This window comes from Streptomyces sp. NPDC053367 (genome assembly GCF_044545925.1).
Lineage (GTDB): Bacteria > Actinomycetota > Actinomycetes > Streptomycetales > Streptomycetaceae > Streptomyces.
On sequence record NZ_JBITYN010000003.1, the window covers coordinates 93,788 to 109,093 of the forward strand.

A 15,306-nucleotide genomic window follows, 5' to 3' on the forward strand; every position below is an offset into this window, starting at 1 on the left:
GCCGCTACCGCGTTGTTGCTGGTCAGGCCACGTTTTCGGTGCCGGGTAGCGGAGGTAGCGGACTTTCCGGGGGTGGCGGGCAGTAGCGGGCCCACGCGTCCCAGAGATCGGCGGTGTAGTAGCCCTTGAGGACGCTCCCGCCGGTCTTGATGTTGCGGGAGCTGATGGGCTCGTTGTCGGCCGTCATGTACTCCGCGAGCATCCGGGAAAGCCGCCGGTTGTCGAGCGGCTTGCCGCCCAGGTCGGCCCACGGAGCATCGTCCAGGGCGTTGAGCCGGTCCAGGATCGCGACGGTGGGCAGGCGGTCGATGCCGACCAGGACGTGATCGCGCAGGTCGGTCAGGAGCCGGATGCCCAGGCTGCCCTTGTCGTTGGCCCTGGATGCCTTGACCAGGGTCACGCAGGCGTTGCGGGCCCGTTCGGGCCACTCGCCCCCGGCAGCGTCCGCGACGGCCAGCAGGGGCTCCCAGACATCGGCGGGCCGGTCGGTGACGCCGTCTGGCATGTCCGGCCACGTGTCCGCCACCTGCGCGCGGACCTGTTCGGTCCACTGGGCGAGCCGGTCGCGCAACCTGTTGCCCTCGGCCTCGTGGATGCGGGCCCGGTAGGGCTCCACGGTCTCGTTGAGGCCCTTGCGGCGCATGCGGATGATGACGGACCGGGTCATGATCGTGTCCGGGAGCGAGCCGAGTCCGGCGACCGCGACCGCGCAGTAGGAGGGGAACGCCTGAACGGTCTGGTTGCCGCCGTCACCGATGCACCGGTAGGTGACCCCGGTACGTCGGTGGCCGGCGTTGAGGAAGCCGCGTAGTTCCTCGTTGTCCCCTGCCTTGGGTCCGAAGATCGTGTCGATTTCGTCGAACAGGATGGTCGGTCGGCCGTTCGGCCCGGACACCGCGCGGAACAGGGCGGCGGCTGATGCGTTGACGGCCGTCATGGGCTGGGGAACGAGGGTGTCCACGATCTCAAGCGCCCGCGACTTGCCCGACCCCGGTTCGGGGGACAGGAAGGCGAGACGCGGGGTGGAGTCGAAGCAGTCGAGCAGATGGGCGTGGGCGTCCCACAGCGCGACGGCAACGTAGGCGGCATCCGTGGGGAAGACGTTGAACCGGCGGTGGAACCGCTCGACCTCGTCGAGCAGGGCGGCGCCGTCGATGGGCTGCGGGGCGCTCATGCGGCGGCCCTCCCTTCCGTGTGCGAGGCCGGGGCCCCGGTGCAGAAGTGCTTGTGGGCGTCGTAGTCGGCGACCAGTTCGGCCACGGCCTGCTGCCCGCGCGCGGTGCGGGTCTGCCCGCAGGGGCAGGCGTAGGCGGCGGTAGGGGTGTCGCCGTAGCGCTTGGACCAGCGGGCCCCGTCGTAGTGGTCGCGGTAGACCGGCGGGGCGTAGACGCGCAGCCCGGGCTGCTCCGGTGTGGGGTCTAACGGGTTGGGGCGGACGGGGTCGGCCCACGGGCGGTCAGAACGAAGAGTAGTTCGGACGCCCTTACGGGCGACGCCTTTCGGCTCGCCCACGGCCGCCGGCGGGGCGGCCGGTTCGGCGGGCTGCGGGCCGTCCGGGGTGGTGGGGATGCTCTTCAGGAGGGGGCGGGGCGGGGTGTTCATGCCGCGTTCCTCCTGGTCTGGTTGTGGCTGATTGACCAGTTCAGGGCGCTGCGCAGGGTGGAGCGGCACTCGGCCGCGGTGAGTCCGGCCGCCTCCCCCGCTCCCTGAAGAGCCTGCTCGACCACGTGACGGGGGAGGTCGCCCCACGCGACGAACCGCCCCAACGCGCGTGCGGCGCGGAAGAGTTTCGCCTCCCGCTCCCCGTGGACCGCCGAAGCGACGTTTCGTGTCTCGGCGGCGAGCGCTACGTCCGCGTATCGGCGGGATTGCCCTGCTACAGCCGTGGAGGGGGCCTGAGGGGATTTGGGGGCGGGTTGGAGGATGGTGTGCAGCCATCCGGGCAGTGCGGCCGTCTCAGGGCCGCACAGGGGCTCGTAGGTTCCCGTGGGGGTGGTGCTGCCCGCCGCGACGACGTAACCGCCCCACGCGCGGGTGTCCACCAACTCCCCGATCGTGCCCGCCGTGTTGGTGAGGCGGGTGCCGGGCGGGGCGTTGAAGTACAGATGCACCCCGCCGCTCGCGGTCCGCACGCGGTAGGTGGCGGGGATTGCGTGGCCGGCGCGCTCGCAGAGCGCCGCAAAGGTCGTCGCGCCGCAAGGCGTGTCCGAACTGCCCTTGTCCTTGGGCACGTCCAGGTCGACGACCAGCAGACCGGACGGGCCGGTTGCGATGCCCACGTTGTAGGGGGCGCGGGCCCAGGCGGCGCGGATGCGGTCGGGGTCGGTGGTGGCGCGCTGCTCCCATTTCAGATGCCCGCCAGCGCACGGGCCGGTGCGGGGGCATGTCTGCTCGCCGTGGAGGGCGGGCCGCTTGGTGCCGGGCCGCAGGGGGAAGACGTGCCAGCCGCGCTCGGCGGCTTCCAGAGCGGCGCGCATCAGGTCCTCGTTCATGCCGCCACCCCCAGCGCCAGCGCGGCGTCATGGGCGCCGAGCAGCAGGCCGTAGGCGTGGTGGGCCTGGCGAGGTACGACGCCGTTGCCGAGGATCTTCAGTTGTTCCTTGCGGGGGATGCCGGGCACGGCGGTGACCCACCCTTCGGGCAGACCCATCATCCACTCCGTGAACAGCGGGGACAGGCGCCGGTTGCCGCGCGTGCCCGGTTCGGTGGGGCAGGGCGCCGGACGTCCGGTGATGCGCTCCCAACGGCGGATCGCGGGCCCGAAGTCGGTGCCGTCCGAGGCCACCCACCGTTCGTCCAGCGGGACCGGCCCGCTGGGGGTGTTGTCGATACCGGCGAGCAGGTTCACGGCGACCTCGTTCAGGGGCCGGGCGTTGCGGTCGAGCAGGTTCGACGCCCCCGACTTCCAGTCGCGTGCCGCCGGCGTGGGCAGCAGGCTCACGACTGCGGGGGCGTCGGAAGTTTCGTGACGGCGGTGCGCAGGTTCATCCCGCCCTTGCGTTTCGGGCTGGTGCCGGGGCCGCCAGTGCCGTCCGAACTGGTGGGGGTCGGCATCAGCGGGATGGGCAACTGCGAACCAGCGGTCGCGTTCGTGCGGGGCCCCGGTTTCGGGGTCACCAGCGCGTACGCATGTCCACCGGACGTCATACCGGATCGCGGCCAGGTCCGCGGCGACGACGTCCAGCCCCCGCGAGCGGAGCGCCGCCACGTTTTCCAGGAAGACGAGGCGCGGTCGAACGTGGCCCACAGCCTCAGCGACGTTTTTCCAGACCCGCGACCACTGCCCATTGATCCCGTCCCTTCGTCCGGCGTTCGAGGTGTTGCGGCAGGGGAAACCGGCGCCGATCACGTCCGGCCGGAACACGTCCCGGACGCGGTTCCAGTCGACGTGGCGGATGTCCCCGAGGTTGGGCACGCCCGGGTGGCGGGCGGTGAACACAGTTGCGGTGTAAGGGTCGTTCTCGGCGAACGCGGCGACCTGGCCGCCGATGCGGGACCGGATTGCGGCCTCTAAACCGCCGTAGCCGGCGCACAGCGCCAGGATGCGGGGCGAGTCAGATGCTCGCCGAATGTCGGTGGGTTGGGTCATGCTGGGAGATCTCCAGTTCCTTGAGTGGGTTCTGGTTGGCAAGGGCGGCCCCGCGTTCTTTGGCGAGAGGTGGGGGCCGCCCTTGGCGTAGCTAGAAGGGCGGTTCGTCGCTGTAGCCGCCGCGGGGGCGGCGGCGGAGCCAGGACGGCAGGGGCAGCAGCCTGAGACGCCAGTCGGTCCAGCAGGCGCAGGGCTCGCACTCGGTGCCGGCGTATTCGCCGGTGTGGTCGGCGTAGTCGTGGAAGATGCCGCCCGCACCGGCGCAGTTGACGCAGTCGGGGCGCGGGGTGTCGGTGAGGATGAGCGCGTAGCGGGGGCAGTTCGCGGTCTGGATACGCAGTCGCATCACGGGTGTGGGTCTCCTGTCAGCCGTGGAACGTGTTGCGCTTGATGACGGCCTTGCCGATGTTGACCGTGGTCCCACCGCTGTCGCGGCGGGTGCTGAGCGCCTGCACGGCGATCCATCCGCCGAAGATGACGGCGGCGAGGATGACGAGCTGGGTGACCAGTGCCGTGAGCGCGGCGATGAACGTGCTCAGCAGGAGCAGGCCGCCGCTCACCGCGAGGAACCCCACGCCGCCGAGGGCGACGTTCACAGCCGCGCGGGAGACGGGCGGCTTGGCCGTGACCGGTTCGGGCTGGGCGGGGCTGACGGCGTAGCCGGTGACGACTCGACCGTCCGGCAGGACGACGCTCGCGACCGCCGGCACGCCGTGCGGCTGCACCGGGACCAGGGGCGCCCCGTACGGGGCCACGGTGGGGGCGAGGGGTGTGGGGTGGTGGACCTCTGCGGCCCGCGCTGCGGGGGCGTTCGGGCTGTGCTCCGGGTACATGCGGAATCCCTTCCGGACGGCGGGCAGGGAGGCTGAGACACCCCCTTGCCGAGGGTGTGTGGAGGGGGTTTCGGGGGTGTTGACCTGCGTGCCTCCCTGACTCCCTGAGCGATTATCTGTGCAGGTCAGGACCAGGGAGGCGGGTCAGGGAGGCGGTTAGGGAGTTCTCCCTGCCTCCCTGGCCCGGGGAGGGGGCGCCTCCCTCTACTCGTCGGCAGAAGCGGAATCGTCCGCTGCGCGGTCGGCGAGGGCACGGGCGAGGCGCTCACGGCTGATCGTCATCTTGCCGTCGGACTTGTACGGCTCGGCGCCGGTGCCGTCGAGAACGCGGGTCAGGTCGAGGAACGACCAGTCGCCATAGGCGTCTGAGTTGAGTGCGGCGAGGCGGGTGAGGACGTCCTTGGTCCGCACCCGGGATGCGTCGCCCATGACGGTGAGGATGTCGGCGAGGGGGTCGCGGTCGGCGCCGCGCTCAATGACGGTCAGGGTCGTGACGCCGTCGCGCAGAGCCTTGGCCCGGTTCGCGATGACCTTGGCATCGTCGGTGCTGATGTAGTGCGTGCGCACGGTGATGGACGACTGCCCCTTGGGGACGGCGATGCCGTCGGACGCGACGACCAGCGTTCCCTTGTCCAGGCCCGGCCGCAGCAGGTTCGGTGCGGCGCCGCCGTCGACGGCCTTGTCTCCGAGCGCCATGCGGGCCTGCGACTCCGTCCCCAGGGCGAGGGAGGCACGGGTGTGGGCGCCCTCGCGCACGAGCTTGGGAAGGTTCTGGTCGGTGGGGTCCTGCGTGCCCTGCCACAGCAGCACGTTCACGGCCCGCCCCTGGTTGTGGATCTTCCGCGCGGCCATGAAGTACCGGGAGGTGGAGGACGAGCCGCCGTAAGGGCGCTTGTCCGCGTCCTTGACCGGGCACATGAATGCCACCTGCGCCTCATCCACGACCACGATCAGCGGCGGGAATTCAGTGCCGGGCGGGGCCTGGAGACGGCGGTTCATCTCCTCCACCGCGTCCTCAACCATCTCGGTGACCTGGATGACATGTTCGTCGGTCGGGCCCTGGATGAGCCGGGTGGCAAGGCCGTCGAACATGGCCCAGTCGCCCACGCCCTTGAGGTCGCCCAGCCAGAACTCCACCGACCGGTCCAGGGCGAGCCACAGCGCGAGCGCACGCAGGGCGGCGGTCTTGCCCTGGTTCGACAGACCCGTGATGAGCAGGTGCCGCTGATACACGCTCAGCGCGGCAGCGTCCCCCCGCAGATCCTGCCCCCAGGGGGCGCGGCCCTTGGCGTAGTCGGCGGTCAGGGTGTCGTCGGTGACCAGCGGGGACGGGCCGATCGGCTCGTCCAGCGCGCCGGAGTCGGCGATCCACAGGCGCACCGTGCGGGCAGCTTCGGGGATGGTGATGAAGACTTCGTGCTCGTGGCGGGTGAGGTTCTCGGCGAGCTTCCTGCGGCGCTGCTGAATCTCGTTCGTCGACACGCCGGACGGGAGGGTGACGTCGACTTCCACGCCGCATCCGGCGATGCGGATCGGGCCGAGCATGGACGCGCCGGCGTCGCCCATTTCCTTGATGGCGCGGGCGAGGGCGGGCACGCCGAGGTCGCGCAGGGCCTTGACCACGATCGACGGGGTGATGGCCTCGCCCTCTGCAGAGCGGGCGTTCGGGGGAAGAGCCCACGCGGGTGCGGCCTGCTGGTGTCGGCCGACCGACCACAAGGCGAGCAGGGCGAGGAACGGGCCGATCGAGATCAGCGGCCCCCACACCACGGAGACGATGGTGATGAGCAGGTTGATGAACTCCACCGTGGCCATGAGCGGGGTGAAGACGTCTCCGGCGTCCTTGGTCGCCACGGCCATGACGACGCCGAGGGCGACCAGGCCCCCGACGCTCATCCCCGCGCCGGCCGCGAGGCCCCGGGCGGCATCGATCGGTGAGGTGAGCAGGTCCATACGGCGGCGGTGGCGGGCCTCGCGGAAGCGCTGCCCGCGTTCCTCCCACTCGGCGGCCAGCTCCATGTTTCCCGCGGCCTCGGCGGCGCGCATGTAGCGCTCGTACCGGGCGGCCGTGCGGCCGTCCCACGCCCGGCGGCGCATGATCCTCGCCCCGCCCCACACATACAGGCTGTGCCGGGCGACGGCGCGTGCAGCGGTGCGGGTGTTCTCGTGCGTGACCGCGCGGTGGACGGCCCGACCGGAACGGACCCACAGCGGCACGGGGCGTTCGATCGGCGTCGGGACGGGCGCGGCCGGGTCGGGCACGACCGTCAGCCGGGTGACGGCCGACGCGACGGGGGTGGTGTCTTTGTGCAGGGGAACGACGTTGTCGCTCATGACGACGGGACTCCTGACTGCCCAGATCAGGGCGGGAGTTGCAGACACGGAAGAGAGAGTGGGCGGGCGGCGGATCAGGGCCGCCCGTCAGGGGTGCGGGGTGCTCAGGTACGGGGTGTCACCACCACCGGTACGACTTCTTCGGCACCAGGTAGGGGCAGCCGTTGATCATGTGGTCGACGCACTCCGGGCAGTCCTCACGCGGTCCCAGATGGCTGTGGGCGTTGCGGGAGTCGTAGGCGTGCCGCCAGCACTGAGGGCACTCGCCCGGCGGTGTCTCCAGTTCGGCCATGGTCACCACCACCCGGACGACGTCTTGGCGGCCTTGGCGGCGGCAGCCTCGGCGACGATGCGGGCCCGCTCCTTGTGCAGCGCGTGCAGCTCGGCCTCCAGCCGGGTCACGGCCGTGACGGCGACGGAGTCAAGGTTGCGCTCAGCGCGGCCGGTGCTCTTGCCGCGCACGACGTTGTAACCGCCACCGGCCAGCGCCCGCAGCACCTTGCGCCGCTCCGGGCCGGTCAGCGCCCACATCTCGCCCTTGCGGACGGCTTCCAACTTGCGCGTCGTCAGCTTGATCTCGCGGTCCAGCTTGCTCGTGTTGGGCTTGCCCATCTCAGGCACTCCTCAGGGCGTCGCAGGGTTCGGGGTAGGCGCAGGGAACGCACATGCCGAGCGAGGGCGGGATGACGTATCCGGCGTCCGTGTGGCACTTGGGGCAGGTGCGGCGGGCGCGCATCGCGCACTCCAGTGCACGGCGCCGGGCCGGCGTCATCGGCCGTACGGGTTTGGCGAGGTCGATGCGGTACAGGTAGGCGACCAGCGGCTCACGCCGTCGACGCGGCCGTTCGAGCTGGGCCGCGACGGGCTGCCCGCCGGGCCGCAGTCCGCGGGACCTGAGTTGGCGGCGGGTGGCGTATCCGTCCGGGGCCAGGCGCCAGCGGAACACCGGCAGCGCGCCCATCAGACAGCCACGCGCTTCCACGCGGCCCGCAGCCGGACCTCGGAGGCGGAGTGGCCGGCCGCGCGGAACCGGGCGGCCATCTCCCGGTACGACAGCGCAGGAACCTCGCTGCGCCGGATGCTGTCCACCAGCTCCGCAAGGTCCGCGTCACTCAAGGCGGGCCCCGTCTCCAGCGCGGGCAGGGGTTCGACGGGCCCCCACACCGGGAGCTCCCATGTGGGTGTGTCGTCGGGTGTGACGCGGGCCGTCACGCTGGTCAGCGCCCTGCCGGTGTCCTCGCCCCGCCGGGCCGCTTCCAGCGTCGACCACGCCCCGGCGAGGGTCTCGGCGGTCCTGGCCTGGACGCGCGCGACGCGAGCACCGGCCTGCGTCACGGCCGTCAGCCGGGTCTCCTCCGTAGAGGCTTCGGCGCGCAGCCGGGCACGGGCCACGGCCGCTTCGTCGCGGGCTTCCTGCTGAATCCCGGTGATGGCGTCCAGCGCGGCCGGGGTGAGCGCGGTGCGCTCCCACAACCCATGCACCAGCCACAGCGCCTTGGCCGCGAGTGGCAGCCATGCCACGGCCAGCCACGCCCCGGAAGATGCTTCGGCCAGCAGCGCGTGGGCGACCAGGACGCCCGTGGCGACCAGGCCGAAGAACCAGCCGACGGCGGTCACGGGCCGGCTGTGGTCGCCCTGCGCGGCGAGCCTGCGCTCGTAGGCGAGGGTGGCGAGCCATCCGCCGTCGATGCCCAGACCGACGACCAGGGCGACGGGCCACGGCATCGCGGCGCCCAGCCACATCACCACCACGGCGAGGGTGAGCACCATGGACACCGCCGTCATCGCGACAGAGGGAAGAACGGTCTTGGCCTTCACGCCGCACCCCCCGGCGCGCTCGCACCGGCCGCGCGGTTCACCAGATCCCGGCGCGCGGCGAGCACACGGTTACGGGCCCGGCGGATGCGCCGCTTGTCCAACTCGGTCGGGGTGCGGTCGAGCGTGATGATCTGCGCGTCCAGCAGGTCGACCTCCGCCAGGATCAGCGGCGACTCCTGCTCGATCGCGTCCAGCTCGGCGTCCGTCGGCTCCATGAAGTCGGCGAACGCGGTAACAGCGTCCTGAACAGTGACGATGTGGCTCATTGGGTCGTGTGTCCTTCCACAGGTGAACGGCCCGAACCGCGCCCTCGGTGTTCCCGCACCGGGGGCGCTTGCCGTTGAGTCGGAACATCCGGCTCCCCTCGGCGCTGCTCGTACGAGACGAGCAGCGGAGGCAACCGGCCGCCGCATCGTGCGGCGGAAGGCTGAAGGTCGCGCTGTACCGCGCGCAGGGCAGGACCTACGCGCGCCCGCTCTCTTGATTGCGAAGGGGGAACGGGCTTCCCTCGGCACGCTGTTGAGTTTTCAATCAACTGACGCTTCCTTCGTACTCACCCCTGCGGGCTTTCCTCCGGGCGTTGCTGTCGCCCCCTGACGGCCGATTGAGCGCACGTCGGGAACCAGCGCCCCCGATCAGTCGAGCCGACCGGCGGGCACATCCCTAAGGTTCCCTAGGGTTCCCTGCGGTGTCAAGCGGTAAGCTAGGGAACCTCAGGGAAGTGACGACAGGGAGCGGACGACATGGCAGGCCAGGCCGACAATCGGGCGCCGTACGCGAAGATCGCCGCCCACTACACCGAGCTGATTACGTCTGGTCAGCTACAGCCAGGGACCCTCTTGCCGAGCATCAAAAACCTCTCGGAGGAGTGGAGCGTCAGCACGGCGACGGCCGAGAAAGCCTTGCGCAAGCTGCGCAACGAGGGCCTGGTGCGAGGAATCCACGGCATCGGTACCGAAGTCCTCGACCGGCCGGCGCCCATGTCTTCGGGGTCTCAGCGCCAAGACCGGGGGCGACGCACAGGTTCGAGCTGGGGTTCAGGCGAGCGGTCCGACTCGCACCAGGCGGCCGTGGTGCCTGCCCCGGCTGACGTCGCTGAGGCTCTGGACATTGAGCCGGGCACAGACGTGATCCGTCGTCGCCGGGTCTACAGGGACCGGCATGGCATCGTGGCCCACAGCACCTCTTGGATCCCCGCTCAGTACGGAAAGCTCATCCCACAACTGGCCCTGAGCGAACGCCTGACCGGCGGTACTTCACTCCAGCTCATCGCGCAGACGACCGGCCGCCCGATCAGTCATCGTGTGGACACCGCCTCAGCCCGCCTGCTGACCGCGGAGGATGCACGGCTCCTAGAGCTTGACCCCAGCAACCCGCCGGCCGAACCGGTCGTCGTGATGACAGCGAAGTTCATCGACAGCGAAGGTAGCGTCGTTGAGTACGGCGTCGACCTGGGCAGTCCGGGGCGAACGTGGCGGACTGAATCGGAGGTTTCCCCGTGACGGTCGTGGATGACACGCTGTGGAGCGTGCTCGAAGACCGCTTGGGCGTACTGCTCGCGGCCCGCAGCACTGGCACGATCACGCCGGAGGCCGAAGACGAGATGGCCGCCATCTCCGAGACCATGACGAAACCAATGTCCTCACGCCCGCCGTTCTGTGTCCTGCTGGTCGGCCTTCCCGGCTCTGGCAAGACCACGCTTTCCCGCGCCCTCGCCGCTCGCGGATTCGTACGCCTGTGCCCGGACGAGGAGATGTTCCGCCGTCACGGCGTATACGGCGTGGACTTCCCGCGCGGCTCTTTCCCCACCCTTGAACGGCCGGTCCTTGAGGACGTCGCTGTCGAACTCCGGGAAAGGCTGCTGTCGGGGGGTGACGCCGTGCTCGACCATGGCCTCTGGACCCCGGAGGACCGCGCGCGGTGGCGAGCCGTCGCAACCGATGCCGGCGCCATCCCGTTGCTCGTCCTTCTCGCAGCAAGCCATGACGAACTCTGGTCACGGATCAGCAAGCGCAACGAGGACCACGCACACGACCCCAACGCCATCTACTTCTCCGAGAGTGACCTCCAGCGGTACCGCACCCGCTTCTTCCCGCCCGGAGAGGACGAACCGCACCTCACGTACGACGGGGATCCTGCGACCGTGATTGCAGCCCTGGACGACGCTGCGGCGCGCATGGACGAGACGGCGAGGAAGGGCTAACGGGCTGGTCAGCCCGCCCCCGTCCGTCTCAGTTTCCGTCTCATTCATGCCGGTCCAGCGCCGTTCAGAGCTGTTCACGGCACGGGCCGGAGTACGGGAATGAACGGGGATGAACGGCCCCGGGTCATGCCCTGACCAGCACGAACAGACCTCGAAAGCGAGTGTGGCGCAAGTCACCGAGGGTTCAAATCCCTCCGCTACCGCTCGAACAAGGGCCCCGTCGCAAGGCGGGGCCCTTCGTGCGTGCGGGGAGCGGGGTCCCGCGGCGCGGCCCTCGACGGGCAGGCCGTTGGTCCTCAAATACGACGTGAAGTTACACTCGCCGCCGGTACGCAGGAGCTCGTAGGCCAGGGCAGGCGACAGGGGAGGCCGCGGTGGCGGTGAACGCGAAGAAGATCGCCGTCTATGTACTCGTGGTCTTCGTCCTGTACTTGATCATCACCGACCCGGCCAAGGCGGCCGACTACGTGCAGATAGGGTTCGAGGGCATCTCGGACGCCGCCAAGGCCATCGGCGACTTCATGTCCTGGGTCGCCCACGGAGGTAACTCATGATCCGCCATCTGGTCCTCTTCAAGCTCAACGAGGGCGTCGACCGTGACGACCCGCGCGTCGTCGAGGGCGAGAAGGCCTTCCGCGCCCTCGACGGCGAGATCGCCGAGCTCCGCCACTGGGAGCTGGGCTGGAACCTCAGCGACCGCCCCATCGCCTACGACTTCGCGATCAACTCCGCCTTCGAGGACGCCGAGGCGCTGCGCCGCTATGTCGAGCACCCCGCGCACCAGGCGGGCGTGGCCCTGTGGCGGGAGTTCGCCACGTGGGTGATCGCCGACTACGAGTTCTGACCGCCGCACGGCAGGCCCCGCACCGTCCGGGTGCGGGGCTTTCGCACGTCCGGCACCCATCCCTTCTGGGCGGTATGCCCCAACTGGTACCTCAACACGGGGTTATGCGGTGCTTGCACACAGTGGGCATGTCTTGTGATGCTATGACCGCTTTTGACGGATGAGTTGACCGATGAAGAGGTGGCGTTGACCGTGTCGGCCAGTACTGCGCCGCCCCAGGAAGAGGCTCCCGCTCCGGCCGCTCCGCAGCGCAGCCGAGGGGCGGACACCAGGGCGCTGACACAGGTGCTCTTCGCCCAGCTCAAGGAGCTCCAGCCGGGCACGCCGGAGCACGACCGGGTGCGCGGGGCGCTGATCGAGGCCAACCTCCCGCTCGTGCGCTACGCCGCCGCCCGCTTCCGCTCCCGCAACGAGCCCATGGAGGACGTCGTCCAGGTCGGCACCATCGGGCTGATCAACGCCATCGACCGTTTCGACCCCGACCGGGGCGTGCAGTTCCCGACCTTCGCCATGCCGACCGTCATCGGCGAGATCAAGCGCTACTTCCGCGACAACGTCCGCACGGTCCACGTCCCGCGCCGGCTGCACGAGCTGTGGGTGCAGGTCAACAGCGCCACCGAGGACCTGACGACCGCCTTCGGCCGCACCCCCACGACCGCCGAGATCGCCGAGCGGCTGCGCATCACCGAGGAGGAGGTGCTGTCGTGCATCGAGGCCGGGCGCTCGTACCACGCGACCTCCCTCGAGGCCGCCCAGGAGGGCGACGGACTGCCCGGCCTCCTCGACCGCCTCGGCTACGAGGACCCCGCCCTGGACGGCGTGGAGCACCGGGACATGGTCCGCCACCTCCTGGTCCAGCTCCCCGAACGCGAACAGCGCATCCTGCTGCTGCGCTACTACAGCAACCTCACCCAGTCCCAGATCAGCGCCGAACTCGGCGTCTCCCAGATGCACGTCTCCCGGCTGCTCGCACGCAGCTTCCAGCGGCTGCGGATGGCCAACCGCATCGAGGCGTGAGAGCGCCCCGGCGTCCGGGGACGTCTTGAAGAGTGCTGGAGAGAGCCTGGAACACGCGCGCGAGGGGTAACCTGCGGGAGCGAATCGTCCACCTGCGCAGTTGCCGTCGAAAAGGCCCTGAAAAACCGTCACACCCCCTGTTTCCAGGGCCTATTCGCATCTCGCATGTCGACATGTCACTACAGCGCGTTGCCGACATGTGACATTCTGCCGGAAGCGCGTTTGCCGTGGCTCCGGCTCCGGTATTCAGGTGAGGGCTGTGCTCCTCGGCATGAGGGCCGGCCGCGACCGTCCGCGACCCAAAGGGGGTGGCATGTCCGCAGACAAGGGCAGCTCGAAGGTGCTCACGCTCACGAAGAGCGAGTCCGCGCCCGACGCCGCGTTCGACGACGCCTCGGCTCCGGAGGCCGCGCCGGCCCAGGACCTCCCGGCCGCCACCGTCCCGGCGCCCCCGACCTCGGGGGACATCGACACCCGCACCCTCTCCCGCTCCCTGTTCCTGCGGCTCGCCGCACTCGACGCGGACAGCCCCGAACGCGCGTACGTCCGGGACACCCTGATCGAGCTGAACCTCCCGCTCGTGCGCTACGCCGCCGCCCGCTTCCGCTCGCGCAACGAGCCGATGGAGGACATCGTCCAGGTCGGCACCATCGGGCTGATCAAGGCGATCGACCGCTTCGACTGCGAACGGGGCGTGGAGTTCCCGACGTTCGCCATGCCGACGGTCGTGGGTGAGATCAAGCGCTTCTTCCGCGACACGTCGTGGTCGGTGCGCGTGCCGCGCCGGCTCCAGGAGCTGCGGCTCGCCCTGACCAAGGCCAGCGACGAGCTCTCCCAGAAGCTGGACCGCTCCCCGACGGTCGCCGAACTCGCCTCCGTGCTGGGCGTGTCCGAGGAGGACGTCGTCGACGGGCTCGCCGTCGGCAACGCGTACACCGCGTCCTCGCTGGACTCCCCCGCCCCCGAGGACGACGGCGGCGAAGGCTCCCTGGCCGACCGCCTCGGCTACGAGGACGCGGCCCTGGAGGGCGTCGAGTACCGCGAGTCCCTCAAGCCGCTCCTGGCCAAACTCCCGCCCCGCGAGCGGCAGATCATCATGCTCCGCTTCTTCGCCAACATGACCCAGTCCCAGATCGGCGAGGAGGTCGGCATCTCCCAGATGCACGTCTCGCGCCTGCTCACCCGCACGCTGGCCCAGCTGAGGGACGGCCTGATCTCGGACTGAGGCGGTCTGATCGAGTAAGCCTCGCTGCTTTCTCTTTGACGGACCGTCGGCCACCAGCTCGCGACACCTCTCGCGACGGCCTCGGCACGAGCCACGACACACGGCCGCCGACGCGCCTTGCCGGGCGCCTCGGCGGCCGTCGTCCGAGTCCGGGGCGAGCCGGTGTCGGGGGAGGCCGTGCCGGAGCGGCGGTACGAGAGCGCGACAGCAGAACTGCACGACGCAGGCGGCACAGCGGCGCGTTCGGGGGCGGCCACCCTCGCTCCGCACATCATCGGCACGCCGGGCGCCGACCGGAGCACGGCGAGGCCGGCACAGGACCTGCCGATGGCGACGGCGCCGGGGACACGGACGGAACCCGCCCGGAAGGCGTGCGTGGAGGCGTGGCGGGTGCCGCTCGGGGTGTGCGTCGAGACGCGGGACGTCTCGGTGGTACGGACCTGACGGGCGGCCGGTGTCGGCCGCCCGCCCGTCGGCCCTACTTCAGCGCGAGCCAGGCGACGGCCGCGACGACCGCGATCGCCACGACCACGCCGACGATCAGACCGACCCGCGGGCCGGAGGAGGAGGCCTGCGGGCCACTGGCCTGGGGAGCCTCGTCGACGAACGCGCGGAACATCTGGGTGCTGCCTGCGGGGTCGTAGTTGCCCTGCGGGTTCTGGGTGTTGGCCATGGGCCGCGAGCCTAGCGAATCCGCGTGCGCGGCCCAAGCGGCGGGTGCGGGGCGGACCGGCTCCCGGGCGTCCGCAGGGCGTGCGGGCGGTGGGCGCCACGAGGGGTCGGTGCCGCCGGAGACAGGCGCCCCGGTGGGCGCGGGCAGGCCCACCTGGCGGTTTACGGCCGCAATACTTGCCTTTGCCAACTTTTTATGTCCGGGACGCCCGATTTAATTTGCCTTCGTCAACCATCTGTTTTTATGGTTGCCCTAAGCAACGAACCAGGAGGTGCCATGGCCGAGCAGGCGCTCTACGAGGAACTCGCCCGCCAGCTCAGCGCCGTGGGCGCCGTGAAGCGCGGCCTGGCGAGGATCCTGCCCGCCGACTGCCCGGCGGGCTCGGCGGCCGTCCTGACCCTGCTGGACAGGAACGGCGACATGCGCATGAGCAGGCTCGCCGAGCTGCTCTCGGTGGACATGTCGGTCACCAGCAGGCACGTCGCCCACCTGGCGGCCCGCGGCTGGATCGAGCGCTCCCCCGACCCGGCGGACAAGCGCTCCAGGATCCTGCGGCTGACCCCGGCGGGCCGCGCCCAGCTCGACGAGCTGTCCCGGCGGACGACCCGTCTGCTGGCCACCCGCCTCGGCGACTGGACCGACGACGAGGTGGGCCAGCTCATCGGGCTGATGACCCGCCTGCGCGACAGCTTCGGCGACTGCCGGCCGGCGACGTACGCCGAGGACCCGCAGCAGACCACCCGTACACCCGCGGAATCGAAGTAAGAGAA

The 15,306-nt window shown here is 70.5% G+C and carries 21 protein-coding genes; 8 read left to right on the forward strand and 13 right to left on the reverse strand.

Going from position 1 to position 15,306, the window contains the following annotated elements:
• Window positions 1–22 precede the first annotated feature (22 nt).
• The 12 genes from ACIGXJ_RS10045 to ACIGXJ_RS10100 form a co-directional block, all read right to left on the reverse strand.
• A complete protein-coding gene (locus tag ACIGXJ_RS10045; RefSeq protein WP_399642876.1) occupies window positions 23–1,174 on the reverse strand; it encodes a DUF3631 domain-containing protein in 1,152 nt (383 codons plus the stop codon).
• Window positions 1,171–1,602: a hypothetical protein gene (locus ACIGXJ_RS10050; RefSeq protein ID WP_399642877.1), complete on the reverse strand. Its 432-nt coding sequence runs from the start codon at window positions 1,600–1,602 to the stop codon at window positions 1,171–1,173. Before ACIGXJ_RS10050 ends, ACIGXJ_RS10045 begins: the two co-directional genes overlap by 4 nt.
• Window positions 1,599–2,492 carry a bifunctional DNA primase/polymerase gene (locus ACIGXJ_RS10055; RefSeq protein WP_399642878.1) on the reverse strand — a complete coding sequence of 298 codons (894 nt, stop codon included), beginning with the start codon at window positions 2,490–2,492 and terminating at the stop codon, window positions 1,599–1,601. Before ACIGXJ_RS10055 ends, ACIGXJ_RS10050 begins: the two co-directional genes overlap by 4 nt.
• Window positions 2,489–3,589, reverse strand: a complete 1,101-nt coding sequence (locus ACIGXJ_RS10060) for a DNA cytosine methyltransferase (RefSeq protein WP_399642879.1) — start codon at window positions 3,587–3,589, stop codon at window positions 2,489–2,491. Before ACIGXJ_RS10060 ends, ACIGXJ_RS10055 begins: the two co-directional genes overlap by 4 nt.
• Window positions 3,590–3,680: 91 nt before the next feature.
• Window positions 3,681–3,935, reverse strand: coding sequence for a hypothetical protein (locus ACIGXJ_RS10065; protein ID WP_399642880.1), 255 nt, complete (start codon window positions 3,933–3,935; stop codon window positions 3,681–3,683).
• A 19-nt stretch (window positions 3,936–3,954) separates the two neighbouring features.
• Complete coding sequence (locus tag ACIGXJ_RS10070; RefSeq protein WP_399642881.1) at window positions 3,955–4,422, reverse strand: hypothetical protein; 468 nt, start codon at window positions 4,420–4,422, stop codon at window positions 3,955–3,957.
• A gap of 204 nt (window positions 4,423–4,626) precedes the next feature.
• Window positions 4,627–6,756 carry an ATP-binding protein gene (locus tag ACIGXJ_RS10075; RefSeq protein ID WP_399642882.1) on the reverse strand — a complete coding sequence of 710 codons (2,130 nt, stop codon included), beginning with the start codon at window positions 6,754–6,756 and terminating at the stop codon, window positions 4,627–4,629.
• A 118-nt stretch (window positions 6,757–6,874) separates the two neighbouring features.
• Window positions 6,875–7,048, reverse strand: a complete 174-nt coding sequence (locus tag ACIGXJ_RS10080) for a pRL2-8 (protein ID WP_399642883.1) — start codon at window positions 7,046–7,048, stop codon at window positions 6,875–6,877.
• A 2-nt stretch (window positions 7,049–7,050) separates the two neighbouring features.
• Window positions 7,051–7,368: a hypothetical protein gene (locus ACIGXJ_RS10085; protein ID WP_399642884.1), complete on the reverse strand. Its 318-nt coding sequence runs from the start codon at window positions 7,366–7,368 to the stop codon at window positions 7,051–7,053.
• A 1-nt stretch (window position 7,369) separates the two neighbouring features.
• Complete coding sequence (locus tag ACIGXJ_RS10090; RefSeq protein WP_399643658.1) at window positions 7,370–7,717, reverse strand: RRQRL motif-containing zinc-binding protein; 348 nt, start codon at window positions 7,715–7,717, stop codon at window positions 7,370–7,372.
• Window positions 7,717–8,574, reverse strand: coding sequence for a protein spdB (locus ACIGXJ_RS10095; protein ID WP_399642885.1), 858 nt, complete (start codon window positions 8,572–8,574; stop codon window positions 7,717–7,719). Before ACIGXJ_RS10095 ends, ACIGXJ_RS10090 begins: the two co-directional genes overlap by 1 nt.
• The gene (locus tag ACIGXJ_RS10100) at window positions 8,571–8,840 is read right to left on the reverse strand and encodes a DUF6284 family protein (RefSeq protein ID WP_399642886.1); all 270 of its coding nucleotides are present in this window, start codon (window positions 8,838–8,840) and stop codon (window positions 8,571–8,573) included. The genes ACIGXJ_RS10095 and ACIGXJ_RS10100 overlap by 4 nt, the downstream gene beginning before the upstream one ends.
• Before the next feature lie 477 nt (window positions 8,841–9,317).
• On the opposite strand from ACIGXJ_RS10100, the gene ACIGXJ_RS10105 reads away from it, so the two are divergent.
• The 7 genes from ACIGXJ_RS10105 to ACIGXJ_RS10135 all read left to right on the forward strand — a co-directional run bounded on the left by ACIGXJ_RS10105 (window position 9,318) and on the right by ACIGXJ_RS10135 (window position 14,307).
• The gene (locus tag ACIGXJ_RS10105) at window positions 9,318–10,076 is read left to right on the forward strand and encodes a GntR family transcriptional regulator (protein ID WP_399642887.1); all 759 of its coding nucleotides are present in this window, start codon (window positions 9,318–9,320) and stop codon (window positions 10,074–10,076) included.
• The gene (locus tag ACIGXJ_RS10110; protein WP_399642888.1) at window positions 10,073–10,777 is read left to right on the forward strand and encodes an AAA family ATPase; all 705 of its coding nucleotides are present in this window, start codon (window positions 10,073–10,075) and stop codon (window positions 10,775–10,777) included. Before ACIGXJ_RS10105 ends, ACIGXJ_RS10110 begins: the two co-directional genes overlap by 4 nt.
• 374 nt (window positions 10,778–11,151) lie before the next feature.
• Window positions 11,152–11,331: a hypothetical protein gene (locus ACIGXJ_RS10115; RefSeq protein WP_399642889.1), complete on the forward strand. Its 180-nt coding sequence runs from the start codon at window positions 11,152–11,154 to the stop codon at window positions 11,329–11,331.
• Entirely contained in the window at window positions 11,328–11,621 is a 294-nt protein-coding gene (locus ACIGXJ_RS10120) for a Dabb family protein (protein ID WP_399642890.1), read from the forward strand. Before ACIGXJ_RS10115 ends, ACIGXJ_RS10120 begins: the two co-directional genes overlap by 4 nt.
• Window positions 11,622–11,774: 153 nt before the next feature.
• Window positions 11,775–12,638 carry an RNA polymerase sigma factor SigF gene (locus tag ACIGXJ_RS10125; protein WP_399642891.1) on the forward strand — a complete coding sequence of 288 codons (864 nt, stop codon included), beginning with the start codon at window positions 11,775–11,777 and terminating at the stop codon, window positions 12,636–12,638.
• A 313-nt stretch (window positions 12,639–12,951) separates the two neighbouring features.
• Window positions 12,952–13,863 (forward strand): RNA polymerase sigma factor SigF, encoded by a 912-nt coding sequence (locus tag ACIGXJ_RS10130; protein ID WP_399642892.1) that lies wholly within the window; start codon window positions 12,952–12,954, stop codon window positions 13,861–13,863.
• Between the two features lie 177 nt (window positions 13,864–14,040).
• Window positions 14,041–14,307 carry a hypothetical protein gene (locus ACIGXJ_RS10135; RefSeq protein WP_399642893.1) on the forward strand — a complete coding sequence of 89 codons (267 nt, stop codon included), beginning with the start codon at window positions 14,041–14,043 and terminating at the stop codon, window positions 14,305–14,307.
• A 34-nt stretch (window positions 14,308–14,341) separates the two neighbouring features.
• Here ACIGXJ_RS10135 and ACIGXJ_RS10140 read toward each other — a convergent pair whose 3' ends face one another.
• Window positions 14,342–14,536: a hypothetical protein gene (locus ACIGXJ_RS10140; protein ID WP_399642894.1), complete on the reverse strand. Its 195-nt coding sequence runs from the start codon at window positions 14,534–14,536 to the stop codon at window positions 14,342–14,344.
• A 276-nt stretch (window positions 14,537–14,812) separates the two neighbouring features.
• Here ACIGXJ_RS10140 and ACIGXJ_RS10145 point away from each other — a divergent pair, with 276 nt between their 5' ends.
• Complete coding sequence (locus ACIGXJ_RS10145) at window positions 14,813–15,301, forward strand: MarR family winged helix-turn-helix transcriptional regulator (protein ID WP_399642895.1); 489 nt, start codon at window positions 14,813–14,815, stop codon at window positions 15,299–15,301.
• Window positions 15,302–15,306 lie beyond the last annotated feature (5 nt).

Coding starts and splice junctions, on each gene's coding strand:
- ACIGXJ_RS10090 (WP_399643658.1), bottom strand. CDS start 7,717: ATGGGCGCGCTGCCGGTGTTCCGCTGGCGCCTGGCCCCGGACGGATAC.
- ACIGXJ_RS10085 (WP_399642884.1), bottom strand. CDS start 7,368: ATGGGCAAGCCCAACACGAGCAAGCTGGACCGCGAGATCAAGCTGACG.
- ACIGXJ_RS10140 (WP_399642894.1), bottom strand. CDS start 14,536: ATGGCCAACACCCAGAACCCGCAGGGCAACTACGACCCCGCAGGCAGC.
- ACIGXJ_RS10105 (WP_399642887.1), top strand. CDS start 9,318: ATGGCAGGCCAGGCCGACAATCGGGCGCCGTACGCGAAGATCGCCGCC.
- ACIGXJ_RS10045 (WP_399642876.1), bottom strand. CDS start 1,174: ATGAGCGCCCCGCAGCCCATCGACGGCGCCGCCCTGCTCGACGAGGTC.
- ACIGXJ_RS10060 (WP_399642879.1), bottom strand. CDS start 3,589: ATGACCCAACCCACCGACATTCGGCGAGCATCTGACTCGCCCCGCATC.
- ACIGXJ_RS10075 (WP_399642882.1), bottom strand. CDS start 6,756: ATGAGCGACAACGTCGTTCCCCTGCACAAAGACACCACCCCCGTCGCG.
- ACIGXJ_RS10055 (WP_399642878.1), bottom strand. CDS start 2,492: ATGAACGAGGACCTGATGCGCGCCGCTCTGGAAGCCGCCGAGCGCGGC.
- ACIGXJ_RS10050 (WP_399642877.1), bottom strand. CDS start 1,602: ATGAACACCCCGCCCCGCCCCCTCCTGAAGAGCATCCCCACCACCCCG.
- ACIGXJ_RS10080 (WP_399642883.1), bottom strand. CDS start 7,048: ATGGCCGAACTGGAGACACCGCCGGGCGAGTGCCCTCAGTGCTGGCGG.
- ACIGXJ_RS10070 (WP_399642881.1), bottom strand. CDS start 4,422: ATGTACCCGGAGCACAGCCCGAACGCCCCCGCAGCGCGGGCCGCAGAG.
- ACIGXJ_RS10120 (WP_399642890.1), top strand. CDS start 11,328: ATGATCCGCCATCTGGTCCTCTTCAAGCTCAACGAGGGCGTCGACCGT.
- ACIGXJ_RS10065 (WP_399642880.1), bottom strand. CDS start 3,935: ATGCGACTGCGTATCCAGACCGCGAACTGCCCCCGCTACGCGCTCATC.
- ACIGXJ_RS10100 (WP_399642886.1), bottom strand. CDS start 8,840: ATGAGCCACATCGTCACTGTTCAGGACGCTGTTACCGCGTTCGCCGAC.
- ACIGXJ_RS10130 (WP_399642892.1), top strand. CDS start 12,952: ATGTCCGCAGACAAGGGCAGCTCGAAGGTGCTCACGCTCACGAAGAGC.
- ACIGXJ_RS10145 (WP_399642895.1), top strand. CDS start 14,813: ATGGCCGAGCAGGCGCTCTACGAGGAACTCGCCCGCCAGCTCAGCGCC.